Origin of the sequence: Shinella sp. HY16 (assembly GCF_028534175.1) — a bacterium.
Taxonomy (GTDB): domain Bacteria; phylum Pseudomonadota; class Alphaproteobacteria; order Rhizobiales; family Rhizobiaceae; genus Shinella.
The window spans coordinates 361,618-376,679 of sequence record NZ_JAHYXL010000001.1 but is presented as its reverse complement, the minus strand read 5'-3'; the positions used below and the strand labels follow the sequence as shown (position 1 = coordinate 376,679).

10 protein-coding genes are annotated in these 15,062 nt (G+C 64.5%); 1 reads left to right on the top strand and 9 read right to left on the bottom strand.

Translation table 11 applies throughout. The annotated features are described in order from the left end of the window. The 9 genes from flgK to K0P03_RS01855 all read right to left on the bottom strand — a co-directional run bounded on the left by flgK (position 1) and on the right by K0P03_RS01855 (position 10,144). A complete protein-coding gene (flgK, locus tag K0P03_RS01895; RefSeq protein ID WP_272788754.1) occupies positions 1-1,413 on the bottom strand; it encodes a flagellar hook-associated protein FlgK in 1,413 nt (470 codons plus the stop codon). Positions 1,414-1,457: 44 nt separating this feature from the next. Beyond that, a complete protein-coding gene (locus tag K0P03_RS01890; protein WP_023515618.1) occupies positions 1,458-2,684 on the bottom strand; it encodes a flagellar hook protein FlgE in 1,227 nt (408 codons plus the stop codon). A gap of 100 nt (positions 2,685-2,784) precedes the next feature. Beyond that, positions 2,785-3,459, bottom strand: coding sequence for a transcriptional activator Rem (gene rem, locus K0P03_RS01885; protein WP_023515619.1), 675 nt, complete (start codon positions 3,457-3,459; stop codon positions 2,785-2,787). A gap of 281 nt (positions 3,460-3,740) precedes the next feature. Beyond that, positions 3,741-4,319, bottom strand: a complete 579-nt coding sequence (locus K0P03_RS01880; RefSeq protein ID WP_050745445.1) for a transglycosylase SLT domain-containing protein — start codon at positions 4,317-4,319, stop codon at positions 3,741-3,743. Then, on the bottom strand, positions 4,243-5,655 hold the full coding sequence (fliK, locus tag K0P03_RS01875; protein WP_272788753.1) for a flagellar hook-length control protein FliK: 1,413 nt from the start codon (positions 5,653-5,655) through the stop codon (positions 4,243-4,245). Before fliK ends, K0P03_RS01880 begins: the two co-directional genes overlap by 77 nt. Beyond that, the gene (gene motC / locus K0P03_RS01870; protein WP_130516289.1) at positions 5,652-6,989 is read right to left on the bottom strand and encodes a chemotaxis protein MotC; all 1,338 of its coding nucleotides are present in this window, start codon (positions 6,987-6,989) and stop codon (positions 5,652-5,654) included. Before motC ends, fliK begins: the two co-directional genes overlap by 4 nt. Before the next feature lie 4 nt (positions 6,990-6,993). Continuing rightward, positions 6,994-8,217 carry a MotB family protein gene (locus K0P03_RS01865; protein ID WP_023515230.1) on the bottom strand — a complete coding sequence of 408 codons (1,224 nt, stop codon included), beginning with the start codon at positions 8,215-8,217 and terminating at the stop codon, positions 6,994-6,996. Then, a complete protein-coding gene (locus tag K0P03_RS01860; protein WP_023515229.1) occupies positions 8,214-8,867 on the bottom strand; it encodes a hypothetical protein in 654 nt (217 codons plus the stop codon). Before K0P03_RS01860 ends, K0P03_RS01865 begins: the two co-directional genes overlap by 4 nt. Before the next feature lie 314 nt (positions 8,868-9,181). Further along, positions 9,182-10,144: a flagellin N-terminal helical domain-containing protein gene (locus tag K0P03_RS01855; protein ID WP_023515228.1), complete on the bottom strand. Its 963-nt coding sequence runs from the start codon at positions 10,142-10,144 to the stop codon at positions 9,182-9,184. A gap of 774 nt (positions 10,145-10,918) precedes the next feature. Here K0P03_RS01855 and K0P03_RS01850 point away from each other — a divergent pair. After that, positions 10,919-14,998, top strand: coding sequence for a beta strand repeat-containing protein (locus K0P03_RS01850; protein WP_272788752.1), 4,080 nt, complete (start codon positions 10,919-10,921; stop codon positions 14,996-14,998). Positions 14,999-15,062: the final 64 nt, after the last annotated feature.

The window sequence follows — 15,062 nt, the reverse complement described above, 5'->3', positions numbered from 1 at the left end:
TTACCCCGCCGCCTGGAGGAGAGAGGCGATCATCTCATCGACCGCCGCCACGAGTTTGGCCGACGCCTTGTAGGACTGCTCGAGATCGAGCAGCAGGGCCAGTTCCTCGTCGAGGCTGACGGCCGTGACGTTGAGAAGCGCTTCTTGAGTGCGACCGAGCAGGGCAGACTTGTCTCCACCCGCCGTCGTCGCCGCGCTGCGGATCTCTTCCAGCCAGCCGACCGAACTGCTGGAAAAGGAAAGCAAGGTCGTTGTCGTTTCGATGGACGCGTCCGGATCGAAGGACACCGGTGCCTCGAAGGCCGACGCATAGCCATTCAGAAGCTCGGAGAAACTGGCATTGTTGTCCGTGTTGTAGACGGCGTTGATCCCGTCCCGCAGCTTTGTCGGGTTTCCGCCTTCGCTGGAGATGACATCGGGATTGACCCTGATGACCGCAGCAAGACCCGGATCCGTAACAGCGGGCAGGCCGTTGCTGATGAAGAGCCCCTCGACCCCGCCTTCGGAAAACACCTCGATCGCACCGCGCGCGATCTCGTCGAGTTGCTTCTGGAAGGTCGGCGCGACGTAGTCGCGAACCTGCAGCAGGGCGGCGATCGACCCTTGTGCGCTGGTGTTGCCGCCGGCGCCCGCCTGGACCGGCACCCCGTCGATGAGGACCTGGTTGCCGTCGACGGCCGCGGTGAAGGTGGTCGTGGGCAGGAAGCTCACGGTGCGCGGCACCGTTTCGAACAGGACCGTGCCGTCGCTGGTATAGAGCGCAAGGTCATTGTTCGTGCGGTTGACTGTCGTAACGCCGATGAGACCCGAGATTTCGGTCAGCAGCTTGTCGCGCTGGTCGAGCGCGTCGTTGACATCGGTGCCGGCAGCCGTGCCTTGGCGGACCTTGTCATTGTAGGTCTTGAATTCCGTGAGCAGGCGGTTGAGTTCCACCACCGCCGTATCGATGTCGGCATCCGCCTCCGCCCGCAGCTTCTGCAGGGCGTTCGACGTGCTGTTCAGCGCATTGGCGACGTCGATCGCATCCGACACCACCGTCTCGGCGAGCGAGACTTCGCTCGGCTTGTCGGCAAAGGTCTGGAGATTGTCGCGCAGTTTCGCCAGATAGGTGGAGGGGGCGAGTTCGTAGTCCTCGCCGCCCATCATCATCTTCATCTGCGTGAGACCGGCCAGGAGTGTTTCCTGGCCGCTCGACTTGGAGATCGAAAGCAGATTCTGCTTCAGCAGCGCCTCGTTCTGGGCACGCTGCGTTTCCACCACGGTGGCACCGGAGGACGCCGTGGCGAGGATCGCCGCGCGGCGCGCGTAGTTCGGGTTGCTTGCATTGGCAATGTTCTTCGACGCGACGGCCGATTGCAGGCCTACGTTGGAGAAACTGGACTGAGCAGTCTTCATTGCTGCTGAAAGCGACATCGGATCTACCTAACTCTCGAATGCACGCGCGGCGTCATGCCGGCTTATCTCTTCAGATTGACGAGGACTTCCATCAGCTCGGAACCGGTCTGGAAGACCTTCGAGTTGGCCGTGTAGTTGCGCTGCGACTCGATCATGCTCGTCAGCTCTTCGGCGATGTCGACGTTGGAGTCTTCCAGCGCGCCGGAGATGATGGTGCCGTAGCCGCCATTGCCGGCGTAACCCATGACGACGACGCCCGAATCGCTGCTCTGCGAGTAGACGTTGCCCGGCAGCGGCTTGAGGTTGTCCGGGCTCTGCACGTTCGCCATCGCGATACGGTACTTCGGCGCAAGGTCGCCGTTCTCGTATTTCAGGTAGACGATGCCGTCGTCGCTGATCTCGTAGCCGGCAACACCGCTCGGGCCGATGCCGTCGATGTCGCCCTTGGCCGCGAAGTCCGCCGCAAGCTGCGTGCTGCCGCCGGTGGCGCCGCCGATTGAGATTTCCAACGGGTTGAGCACGCCGCCGCCGATGGTCGTGGGACCGGCGAGCGTGATGTCCGTCGGAGAGACGAGCTTGCCGTTCGTGTCGAAGGTCAGGGTCGTCGCGGCCAGGAGCGGCGTGACCGTGCCGCTGTCCGGATCGGTGTAGCTGACTTCCAGGCTCCACTCGTTCGGCGTACCGGTAGTGGAATACTTGAAGTCGAGCTTGCGCGTGTTGCCGAGGCTGTCATAGGCGACGAGCGAGGTGGTCTTGGAGAAGGGATCCTCGGCATTCGACGGCAGATTGGTGTGCAGGTAGCCCTTTTCGGACGCCTTCACGTTCAGTTCGCCGGATGCAAGGTTGATCTGCTCGAGGCCGGCAAAGCCGTTGATGACGATCGTCGGATCTTCGGTCGAGGAATAGGGGTAACCCATCAGCGTGAAGCCGGACGAGTTCTTCAGCGTACCGTCGTTCATCGGCGTGAAGGCGCCGGCGCGCGTCATGTATTCGACGCCGTCGGAACCCTGGACGATGAAGAAGCCCTTGCCGTTGATGGCAAGGTCGGTCGCCGAGGTCGTGTAGGTGAAGGTGCCCTGTGCGGAGATGGAGTACCGCACGTCCGTGTTGACGCCGCCGGAATTGTAGGCGCCGCCAGTGGAGGGCAGGATAAGGGAGGAGAACTGGGTTCCGGCCTTCTTGTAGCCGGTCGTGTTCGCGTTGGCGATGTTGTCGGCAACGGTGCTCAGGCGGTTCGCCTGTGCGTTCATGCCGGAAACACCCGTTCTCATCGTACCGTAGAGGCTCATGTCATTTCCCCGTTCGTCTCGTCACTACGACCCTATGGGACGGGCCTTGCGTGAAGCTGGCTGCCGGGGTCCGCCTTCCCCGCCAGCCGGCAATGTCGTGTCAGCTCTGCCAGTCGATGCAGTAGCCAAGGAAGCGCTTGGAATCGATCGGGTCGAAACCGAGCTTCTTGCGCAGCTTTTTCCGCAGCTTGCTGATGTGGCTCTCGACCACGTTCTCCTCGACGTCCTCGTCGAAGATGCCGTAGATCGCGTTGAAGATCTGGGTCTTGGAAAGCCGGCGGCCGCGGTTGGCGACCAAGTATTCGAGGATGCGGCGCTCACGGCGCGGAAGGGGGAAGACGTCCCCGGTGATTTCGGGATCGCGGCCATCGGAGAAGACGCGGATCGGACCGATATCGGTGTAGTTGGACAACGCCTTCAGGCGGCGCCGGATGGCCGCCGCACGGGCCAGGATTTCACGCGGATGAACCGGCTTGCGCACGACATCGTCGACGCCGCTGTCGAACAGCGCAAGGGTGGTTTCCAGGGAGGGCGTGTCGCTGACCGCGATCACAGGGGCCTGCGAGCGATCACGGATCGCGCGCGGCAGCTCCATGGAGAGCTGGCCCTGCCCGATCAGGAATGCCTCGACCGCATCGATGTCCGAATCGGCAGCGGTATTCACCCACTCGCCGAACTCACGGGGATCGAACCCCGTCGAGGGCACGCCCTCGCGACCAAAAAGAGAAGTATAGCCGTCTTTAACGAGCTCGCGCTCATCAACCACTACGATCATTCGTCCGCCTCCGAATCAGTGTGGTGCCTCGTTCAGGCAGTGGTACGAATCGGGCGAATCACCGGCAACTAGAGGAAGTGACTGGGTGGAATTAACAGTTGATTAAGAATTGCGTGCCGATTTGATCTATATATAGTAGGTTAATTCGGATTTTGCCACAATTTTACGGTGGAAAAGTTAACAAAGGTTAACGCTTCGCCTTGTCATCCCAAAACAGGGCGCATTCCTGCCACAATACGGCACAGGCCCCATCAAGGTCGAAATCTCAACTTTTAATAGAATTACTGACAGAACTGTTTCGCGTTCGCCGTCCAGCTTCCATAGCCCGTCGCGACCAGGTTTGCGATCACCCGGCAGACGTAGCGCTTCTGCGCGGGGTCATTGTTGGGACCGGCGTGATAGCGCGCCACGGCCATCGTCCAGGTCTCGTGCCGGGCGTGCAACCGCGCGAGGAATGCCGCCGCATACTCGACATTCTTGCGCGGGTCGAACATTTCCGCAGGCGAGGAAAACTGCTCGCCGTGGAAGTAGTGGTTGATCTGCATGCAGCCGAGATCGATCAGCTTGGCGCCCCGCGCCCGTGCCGCCTCGAAGGCCTGCAGGGCGTCCTGCCGGTCGCGGCCGAAGAAGGCCTTGCCTTCGATGTTCATGGCATAGGGTTGCAGCGAGCCCTTCCGGCCGGTCTCGGTGAGACCGACGGAATAGAGGATGCCGGCGGGGATGTCGTATTTCGCGGCCGCGGCCAGGATTTCCCGCTCGCACGCCCCGACGGAGGCTTCCGCGTCAGAGATAGACACCACCAGAGCGCTGAGGCTGGCCGCCAGCAAGGCCAGGAGCGTTGTCCGACGTGGTGCCTTCATGGGATGGTCCCTCGTGTGAAAAATTGCCTGCGCCCTCTCCACTACTCCCCTGACGGCCATTGCCGCCCTCGCGGGCCTGCGGCTGGTTGGAGAACTGCTGTTGCTGCTGGCTCTGGCTGTCACCCTGCTGCGCATTCGAACTCCTGTCGGCCGGCGCGAGCTGGACGTTGACCTGATCGACGGCAAAGCCCTGCCCGCGCAATGCGCGCACGATGGCGTCCTGATCGTCGGTGAGCTGGCGATAGGCCTCGCCCGTCTCCACCTGCAGCGAGACGACGAGATCGTCGCCATGCAGGCGCAGCGTCGCCGTGACGAGACCGAGCTCGATCGGATGCATCTGGATCTTCAGCGTGTTGACGACCTTGCCGGTCGCTGCGGCCTCCGAGTGGCTGAGCCCGCCGGTGGCGCTCAGCGACGCCGCCCATTGCGGGTCCTGCGAAATCGCCGTCGTCACGGCAGCCGCGTTGCCGGCCTGAGCAAGGCCGATATAGCGGCGCGCATCGACCACGGTCACCGTCTCACCCTTCGGCCCGGTCGGGGTGGCATCCCGGAAGGTCGCACGATCGCCCTTGTCGGAAAGACTCATGTCGAGGTCCCGCCCCTTGCCATCGGCACGGATCAACCGGAAGAGCTGATCGGTATCGGACTGCGGCACCTCGCCGGCATCTGCCACGTGGGCTCCGTCGGCCTTGGCAGCAGCGTCGGCATGGGCATCGACCTTGGCCGATCCCTTGCCACCCGTCTGTACTTTTCCATCCGCCCCGGCGCCCGGAACGCCAGCCTTGGCGGCCGCCTCCAGCGACACTGCATTCGGCGCGGCCAGCATTTCGAGAAGATTGCCGACATCCGTCCCGACTTTCGGTGCAGCCTCCTGCGTTCCGTCCGCCGCCGCAGCGTCCGCGTCCACGGCCGCCTCCTCATCAAGGTGCGCGGCGGTCTTGCCGTCACGCAGTTCGCCCTGTGTCTTGCGCCCCTGCCGGCTCGCCGCCTCCAGCAAGGCAGCCGCCTTCTCGTCGAAAGGCCTGCTGTCCGCGTCGGCGGCATCCACCGCATGCTTGCCGGCGGCCTCCGCCGATCCCGCGGCATCACGGCGCCCGAGCTTTACACGGGTCTGATCCGTTTCTCCGCCGTCCTGCTCACCGCGGACAGCCGCACCGGAAATCGACAACCGCGCGCCCTTGCGCCCGCCGTCGCCTTCGCGCCCCGAAAGGCTGGCGATCGCACTGGCGAAACCGCCGTCCTCCGAAGCGCCGGCGGTTTGACCGTGGCTGGCCTTGCTCTTCCCGGGTGCCTGCCCCTGCACGACGCCCAGAACTCCACTACCGATGGTGCTCAACTGCCTTCTCCTTTCAAGAGCGCGTCGATTTCGTCGAGCTTGGACCTGCCGCCCGAGACGAATGTATCGAAGGCCGGGTCGATGCCGGCACTTTCTGGCTGCTCTTTCTTTTCCTGTTCCGGCTCGACCGCGGCGGCGACCGGCGTCTCTTCGCCACCCGCCCGCGGATCCATCGCCCGGTCTGCCAACTCGGCTTCGCTCAGTCCATCGGACGAGGCGTCCTCGGCCTGCTGCACGGGCTTGGCGAGGTCCGTCTCGGTCTGCGTCTCCGCCGCCACGGATACCGCCGGTTCGCGCAAGACCTCCTCGGCCACCGCGCGGGCCGCCGCCTTCAAGGCGCGGTCCTTGGTCGACAGTTTGTCGTCGGGAATTGCGATGATCGATTCCATCGCCTCCGCAACATCCCCTGATGGCACCGAGGCAAGGCCCGAATAGAGGTCTGCCAGCACCTTCGGCACGCTCTCCCCGTCGCCGGACAGCACCTGAGCCCGCTCGGCGGCAAGCGAAGCAAGCTTGTTCTTGCCCGAGATCGCCGCAAGGCGCGCCATACGCAGATAGACCTCGCGCTGGCGCGGCACGTCCATGAAGGAGAGGATTTCAAGGATGTCGTCCTCCTTGATCGCCTCGAAGTGATCGACCGCCAGTTTTACGAAGAGATCCGCGAACTGGCTGGCATAGGGCGAGCGCAGGTAGCGCCGTGCGTAGCGGTTGGCATAGGCCATGCTCTTGTCGATCCAGTCCGCCTCGCTGGCGATATAGATCGAGCGGCGCAGCGCCGCCTCCTCGACGATCGTGCCGGGGGCAACGAGCCGCGCCCAGTCGAAATAGGTAAGCGCGAGTGCCGGGTCCTTGCGCATGACCGAATTGGCCGACACCAGCGCCAGATAGGGGCCGACGCGCGAGCGCTTGTATTCCGGGAAGATTTCCGCGAGCGACTTGACGCTCTGGGTGCCGCGGCCGCTGAGGTAGCTGCGCAGGGCATCGGTCAGGCGGGAATCGAAGTGCCCGTCGACATCCTTCTTGATGAGCACTTCCAGCGTCTCGGGGTTGCCGCCGCTCATCGCATAGACGAGCGCGGCATCCACGTTGCGCGGATCGTCGAAGAGCGCGGATTCCCCCGTTCGCAGGCGCTCATCGATGGTGCTCAAAAGGAAACGCTGCATCTCCATTGCCGAGTGATCGCCAAGCGCCACCGTGTCCTGCACATATTGCAGAGAGCGGATCATCTTGTAGGGCGCAAGATCGTCGAGGTCTTCGGCGCGCGCGGGTGCGACGGCAGAGAGCGCTGCGCACAAGACCGTACCTGTCAGGAGAAAGCGCCGCAAGAAACCCATGGCGTCAACCGCCCTCGGCCTGGATAAGGATTTCGATACGGCGGTTGGCATCGGCCATCGGATCGGCCGGAACCTTCAGCCGCCGATCGGCAAAGCCGGTCACCTGACTCACGCGCTTCTCCTCAAGGCCGCCGCGCACCAGCATGTAGTAGGCGCTTTGCGCACGATCCATGGAAAGCTTCCAGTTGTCGTTCTTGCCACCGGCGAAGGGACGCGCATCGGTATGGCCACGGATGGCAATGGCGCCCGGCCGGCCCTCGAGGACCTTGCCGATCTTCTCCATCGCCAGCACCATTTCGCGCTTGGGAACGGCCGAACCGACATTGAACATCGGCGTGTCGAGCTGGTCGGTAAGGCTGACGAGCAACCCACCCTCGGCCGGCGTCACGCTGAGCCCCTCGGCCAGCTTGCCAAGCGTGCCGATCTGCTCCGCCAGCTGTTTCTTCAGTTCGTCAGCCTTCTTTTCCTCGGCGGTCTTCTTCTCGTCTTCCTTGGCCTTGGCAGCCTCGGCAACGGCCTTTTCCGCTTCGGCCTTCGCGGCAGCAGCCTTCTCCGCCTCTTCCTTGGCGAGGGCTTCCTTCACGGTGTCGTCGCTCGCGGCCGCCATCTGCTGGCCGGTCTTGCCCTCGCTGCCGGCGTCCGTCGCCTGCGAGATCTCCACCTGCTGGGTCCAGAAATCAGGGTCGAACGGATCGCGATAGGCTTCGCCGCCATTGGCGCCGGTCGCCGGGCCGGACGTGGCTGCCCCGCCCTCGCCCTTGGCGCTGACATTGGCCTGCTGGCCGACTTCCTGTGCGATCTCCGACAGGACGGAATAGGGGTTTTCGAAGAAGTTGGCCTCGGAATACTTCGCTTCCTCGCCGGCCGTCGTCTTCTCGTCCTTGCCGCTTTCCGCGCCGTTGCCGCTCGCCTGCTGCTGGCCCTGCTCCTTGGACTTGTCCTGTGTCGCCTCGCCTTCAGCACTGTTGGCGGGCTTCTTCACCGATTTGTCGGCCGGCTTGTCGTCGGTCAGCTTGATCGGGTTGAAATAGGAGGCGACCGAGGCCTGCGTCTTCTCGTTTGCGGCATTGACGAGCCACATCACGAGGAAGAAGGCCATCATCGCGGTCATAAAGTCGGCATAGGCGATCTTCCAGGCGGCCGAATGGTGGTCGCCCTCATGATCGCCATGGCGTTTGACGATAATGATCTCGTTCTTGCCGTGGTGGTGATTTTCGCCTTCGCTCATGCAAGCACCTTGCGTACGGTGTCAGCCCAGGCCGCCAGCCGCGTTACCAGGACGGTTTCGCCGAACTCCACCGTCAAATCGACATCCTGCATCTCGACATGCCGGAAGACCGGCGCGGGTTCGTCGAAATGCGATTCCAGTTGCTGGAAGAGGTTTGCCGGCCCCTTCACGGTTATCGTCATGCCTTCGTCGCCCTGCAGGCCCTCGGTGATCATGCGGGCGAGATCGGCGACAGCCCCTCTTGCCAGCACGTCGTTCATCACCGGCGCCAGAACCTCGGCCGTATCGGCGGCGACGCGCTCGGCCACCTCGCCCGTCAGCGTGGAAAACCGCTCGGCAAGGGCACGGGCGTAATCCTTCTCGTAGCGCGCCTTCAGACTGTCGAGTTCAGCCTGGTGCGCCTCCTTGAGGGCTGTGATCTCGGCATCATGCTTGCTGCGAAGCTCTGTTTCGGCTTCCGCCTTGCCATCCGCAAAGGCCTCGGCGCGTTCGGCGGCCAGGTCCACCGGCGGCTCGGCCGGCGGCATGGCAAACGCCTGTGCCGCAACGCCGCCCCCCTCGTCGCCAAAGGACGGCGGCTGGAAGGTGGGCATCTTGGGGCGCGGCGGCGCGCCGAAATCCTTGAGGTAACGGGCGAGCTGCACGCTCATCGCGCATCCTCCCGTCCTGCCGCGTGCCGGACGAACGCAGGAACGGCCCGGCGGGAACCCCGCGGACCGTTTTGACGCTCGCTCTCGAAAACACTGGAACCTGACACCACCGCTGACCTGTCTCCTCGGACACGCACCTTCCGCAAGACGCAAGGCACACAATCTTCCTGATCGTGCCACCGAGCCTAGGGCTCCAAACTTGTGCGAGGATGAAGATGAAAGGTGTTGGGCCGCGCCAGGGCAAATAGCGCGGCCCAACCGCCCGCCTCGGCCGATGACCAACGGCCAGGGCGGAAGAGAAGAATTCACTGCCCTTACTGGCGGAAGAGCTGGAGGATGTTTTCCGCGCTCGAATTGGCGATCGACAGCGACTGGATGCCGAGCTGCTGCTGCGTCTGCAGCGCCTTCAGGCGGGTCGATTCCTCGTTCATGTCCGCATCGACAAGGCGGCCGATGCCCTTGTCGATCACGTCATTGAGGCTGCCGACGAAGCTCTCCTGCATCTCGATGCGGCTGCTGATGGCGCCGAGCGTGGACGCCGCGTTCGTGAGGTCCTTGAGAATATCGTCGACGACGCTGATCATGTCGTCGAGATCGGCATAGTCGGTGTTGCCGTCGATCTCGATGGGATCCCCGGAGGCCACCGGATCCGATGCGATCAGATAGTATTCCCGGGCGGTGCCCGTCGGATCGTCCACCAGTTCATCGGCGTCGATGGGCCGGGTGAGGTAACCCCGGGTGGGGTCCTGGACGTCGATCAGCACGGAATTCTGGGTGTCGAAATCGAGCGTGGCGACCTTGACGTTGCCGCTCGCGGTTCGAACGAAGGAGGCGACGACGGATTTGACGCCGAGCGGATCCGTGCCGGAATTATAGAGCCAGTTCTCACCGGAGAAGGAGGCCGACTGGGCGGCCGAGACGAGCTGGTTCTTTAGCTCCTTCAGTTCATCATTGATCTTGTTCTTGTCGACGCCCGGCTCGCGGGCGGCCACCAGCTTGGCCTTGATCTCGCTCATCACCTCGATGACGTTCTCGAGCGCCGTATAGGCGGTATCGACCTTGGCAGCACCGAGGCCGAGAGCGTCGGCGACGGTCGAGATGGCGCGATTGTCGGAACGCATCGTCGTCGCGATCGACCAGTAGGCGGCGTTGTCGGCGGCGGTTTCGACGCGCATGCCTGACGAAACGCGGCCCTGGGTGGTTTCAAGTCCGTTGTCGATGGAACGGAGGGTCTGCAGCGCCGCCATGGCGGCGGAGTTGGTCAATATGCTGGTCATTGGCACTTGCCCTGAAAAGGAATTGTCGGGGACATGCCGGAGTGAGGCGGGGACCGGTAACGACGAAGGGCTTCATGCATCCGGCGCCGCTCGTTTGCCCTGGGCGCCAGTCCGTCGTTCTTAACAAAGGGTTAATGCTGAATGGTTAACAAATGGTTAACGCGGGAGATGCGACAGCAGAAAGATGAAAATACAGTTTATTTCCCAAAGCCAGTTTTCGCCGTTTTTGAAGAAAGGCGACGCTACGGGGCTCCTTCCCCCATAGTCCTTTCACGAGGCGCCGTGCCGTCCCCGGACACGCCGCACTACAACCAGCACGCTTCCACACCGAGGGCCTGCCTATCGGGGGATGGGGCAAGGTGGGATACAACCTGCGCTGCGCGCCTGTTAACCCAAAATTAAAAGCTGCCGATTAGAACTTAACGTGGTCGAAAAGGGCTGGCTGGGGCAATTTTTCTGCCCGGCTCGGTCTGCCCTGAAAAAGCATAGCCAATGGATGGCGTTTGCGACCGATGGCGTAGGGATCGGGGCTGCCATCAGCCCCGCGCATGATGCCCTTCCAATGCGCTGGCTCGTTCGAGCCATGTTTCATGTGACATTGTTTTCGTCCAACCGGACGTCCGGACCGTTAGCGCCGAAGATGGCGCTCGACCGAGCGGTATACGGCGGGTGCTTTGCGCGCCTGGGGACCCGAGGAGAAGATCGAACCTCTTCCCGCACGGTCGGTGGAACGAAAACGACGTTTGTCATCCGCTAACACAAGGGCGCGCGTCCATGACTTCGATTATCACCAATCTGACTCCCAGCCAGATCCGGAACCTTTCCACGAATGCGATCCAGCTCCTCAACACCGAGGACGTTGCGGCACTGACCTCCGAAAAGGTCGCGGCGCTCAGCGCTGCCCAGCTCAACGCCTTCACGTCGACGAGCCTGCTTTCCTTCACCTCGGACCAGATCGGCTCGATCGCCGTCAAGTCCATCGCCGGCCTCAGCGCCGCGCAGATCTCGTCGCTGACCTCCGGCCATATTACGGGCCTCAAGGCCACCCAGGCCGCGGCCCTCACCAGCGCGCAGGTCGCGACCTTCACCACGGACGAAATCGCCGTGCTGAACTCCTCGCAGATCGCAGCCCTCGGCTACCAGGTCCTTTCCACCATCGATTCCGCGGAAATCGCGCTCTTCACCACCGATGAGCTCGGCGCCATCAACGTCAAGGCAATCGCCGGCATCACCACAGCCGCCCTCGCCGGCATCGCGACGGCGAGCATCGCCGCCCTCGGTACCGCACAGATCGCCGTCCTCTCCAGCGGCCAGCTCAACGCCCTCTCCACCGGCCAACTCGGCGCCCTCACCACCGGCCAGCTCGCCGGCCTGACGGCAAAGCAGGTTGGCACGCTCTCCTCGACGCAGATCGCCGCTCTCAGCACCGCCCAGATCGCATCGCTCTCCAGCGCGCAGATCAGCGCCTTCACCAGCGGCCAGGCTGCAGCCCTGTCGACGGGCCAGATCGCCGCCCTCACCTCCACGCAGGTCGCCGGCCTCAGCGGTGCGGCAGTCAAGACCCTCGATTCGGCGGAGCTTGCCCTCTTCAGCACGGACGAACTGGCAGCCATCAACGTCAAGGCCTTCGCCAGCCTCGACGCCGCCGCCCTCGCCGGCATCGCATCAGGCAGCATCGCCAGCCTGAACAGCGCGCATGTCGCCGCCCTGACCAGCGGGCAGGCTGCAGCCCTGTCGACGGCCCAGATCGCCGCCCTGACCAGCTCGCAGGTCGCAGCGCTCAGCGCCGCCGCCCTGAAGACCATCGATTCGGCGGAACTGGCCCTGTTCAGCACGGATGAACTGGCCGCCATCGGCGCGAAGGCCATTGCCGGCCTCGACACCGGTGCCCTTGCCGGCATCACGACCGCTGCCGTCGGCGCCCTCGGCACCGGCCAGATCGCAGCCCTCTCCAGCGCTCAGCTCAACGCCCTGTCCACCGGCCAGGTCGCCGCCCTCGGCACAAGCCAGCTTGCCGGCCTGAGCGCCAAGCAGTTCGCGACGCTCTCCAGCGCCCAGGTTGGTGCCCTCAGCACCGGCCAGATCGCTTCGCTGAGCAGCGCCCAGGTCGGCGCCCTGACCAGCGGTCAGGCAGCGGCCCTCTCTACGGCCCAGATCACCGCCCTCACTAGCTCGCAGGTTGCAGCACTGAGTGCAGCCGCTCTCAAGACGGTCGACTCGGCGGAAATCGCCCTGTTCAGCACGGATGAGCTGGCCGCCATCAACGTCAAGGCTCTTGCCGGTCTCGAAGCTTCGGCTATTGCCGGCATCACGACCGCCGCTATCGCCGCCCTCGACAGCAAGCAGATCGGTGCCCTCACCAGCACCCAGCTGAACGCGCTGTCCACCGGCCAGCTTGCAGCTCTCACCAGCGGCCAGATCGCCGGCCTGAGCGCCAAGCAGATCGCGACAGTCAACAGCTCGCAGATCGCAGCGCTCAGCACCGGCCAGATCGCCGGCCTGTCGAGCGGCCAGATCGGCGCCCTGACCAGCGGCCAGGCAGCAGCTCTGTCGACGGGCCAGATTGCAGCCCTCACCAGCTCGCAGGCTGCAGCGCTCAGCGCCGCGACCCTGAAGACCATCGACTCGGCGGAACTCGCGCTGTTCAGCACGGATGAGCTGGCGGCCATCAACGTCAAGGCTCTCGCCGGCCTCGACGCCGCAGCTCTCGCCGGCATCACCACGGCTGCCATCACCGCCCTCGACAGCAAGCAGATCGGTGCCCTCACCAGCACCCAGTTCAATGCCCTGTCGACCGGCCAGCTCGCAGCCCTGACGACCGGCCAGCTCGCAGGCCTGAGCGCCAAGCAGGTCGCCACGATCAGCTCCACGCAGATCGCAGCCCTCAGCACCGGCCAGATCGCCTCGCTGGGCAGCGCCCAGATCGGCGCCCTGACCAGCGGCCAGGCAGCAGCCCTCTCGACGGGCCAGGTTGCCGCCCTCACCAGCTCGCAGGTCGCAGCCCTCAGCGCCACCGCCCTGAAGACCATCGACTCGGCCGAACTCGCCCTGTTCAGCACGGATGAACTGGCTGCCATCAACGTCAAGGCCCTTGCCGGCCTCGAAGCCTCCGCTCTCGCCGGTATCACGACGGCCGCCATCGCAGCCCTCGACAGCAAGCAGGTCGGTGCCCTCACCAGCACCCAGCTGAATGCGCTCTCCACCGGTCAGCTCGCAGCTCTCTCCAGCGGCCAGATCGCCGGCCTGAGCGCCAAGCAGGTCGCCACGATCAACTCGACGCAGATCGCAGCACTCAGCACCGGCCAGATCGCCGGCCTGTCGAGCGCCCAGATCGGCGCCCTGACCAGCGGTCAGGCAGCGGCCCTCTCGACGGGTCAGGTTGCAGCCCTCACCAGCTCGCAGGTCGCAGCCCTCAGCGCGGCGGTCGTCAAGACCCTCGACGCGGCGGAACTGGCTCTGTTCAGCACCGATGAACTGGCCGCCATCAACGTCAAGGCCCTCGCCGGCCTCGAAACCTCGGCCCTCGCCGGCATCACGACGGCCGCCATCGCAGCCCTCGACAGCAAGCAGGTCGGTGCCCTCACCAGCACCCAGCTGAATGCCCTGTCGACCGGCCAGCTCGCAGCCCTCACGACCGGCCAGCTCGCAGGTCTCAGCGCCAAGCAGGTTGCCACGATCAACGGTTCGCAGATCGCAGCCCTCAGCACCGGCCAGATCGCCTCGCTGGGCAGCGCCCAGATCGGCGCCCTGACCAGCGCTCAGGCAACGTCCCTGACGACCGGCCAGATCGCAGCGCTGACGAGCTCACAGGTCGCAGCGCTCAGCGCCGCCGCCCTGAAGACCATCGACTCGGCGGAACTGGCCCTGTTCAGCACGGATGAACTGGCCGCCATCAACGTCAAGGCCCTCGCAGGTCTCGAAGCTTCGGCCCTCGCCGGTATCACGACGGCCGCCATCGCAGCCCTCGACAGCAAGCAGGTCGGTGCCCTCACCAGCACCCAGCTGAATGCCCTGTCGACCGGCCAGATCGCAGCCCTCGGCACCGGCCAGCTTGCAGGCCTCAGCGCCAAGCAGGTTGCAACGATCGACGGTTCGCAGATCGCAGCCCTCACCACCGGCCAGATCGCTTCGCTGGGCAGCGCCCAGATCGGCGCCCTGACCAGCGGCCAGGCAGCGTCCCTGACGACCGGCCAGATCGCAGCCCTGACGAGCTCGCAGGTCGCAGCGCTCAGCGCCGCCGCCCTGAAGACCATCGACTCGGCGGAACTGGCTCTGTTCAGCACCGATGAACTGGCTGCCATCAACCTCAAGGCCCTCGCCGGCCTCGAAGGTTCGGCCCTCGCCGGCATCACCACGGCCGCCATCGCAGCCCTCGACAGCAAGCAGATCGGTGCTCTCACCAGCACCCAGCTGAATGCCCTGTCGACCGGCCAGCTTGCTGCTCTCTCGACCGGCCAGATCGCCGGCCTGAGCGCCAAGCAGATCGCAACGGTCAACAGCTCGCAGATCGCGGCCCTCAGCACCGGCCAGATCGCTGCTCTCGACTCCAAGCAGATTGCGGGCCTGACCAGCGGCCAGATCGAGGCTCTGTCGACGACCCAGGTCGCGGCTCTGACCAGCTCGCAGATCGCGGGCCTCAGCGCAGCCGCCATCCAGGCGATGAGCTCGGAAGACATCAAGACCTTCACGACCGACGAAATCGCTGCAATCGGCCTGAAGGCCCTGCAGGGCCTGGCCACCGAGGACATCGCAGCCCTCGGTTCCGCCCAGATCCTGGCCCTCAAGGCCGAGCAGATCGCCGCGATGAACTCGGCACAGGTCGAAGCGGTCATCCAGGCCTACGCCGCGATCTAATCCAGACATGCAGCGGCGCGGTCCACACCGCGCCGCTGCTCTTTCTTCCGCCCCCTGCGGCGGC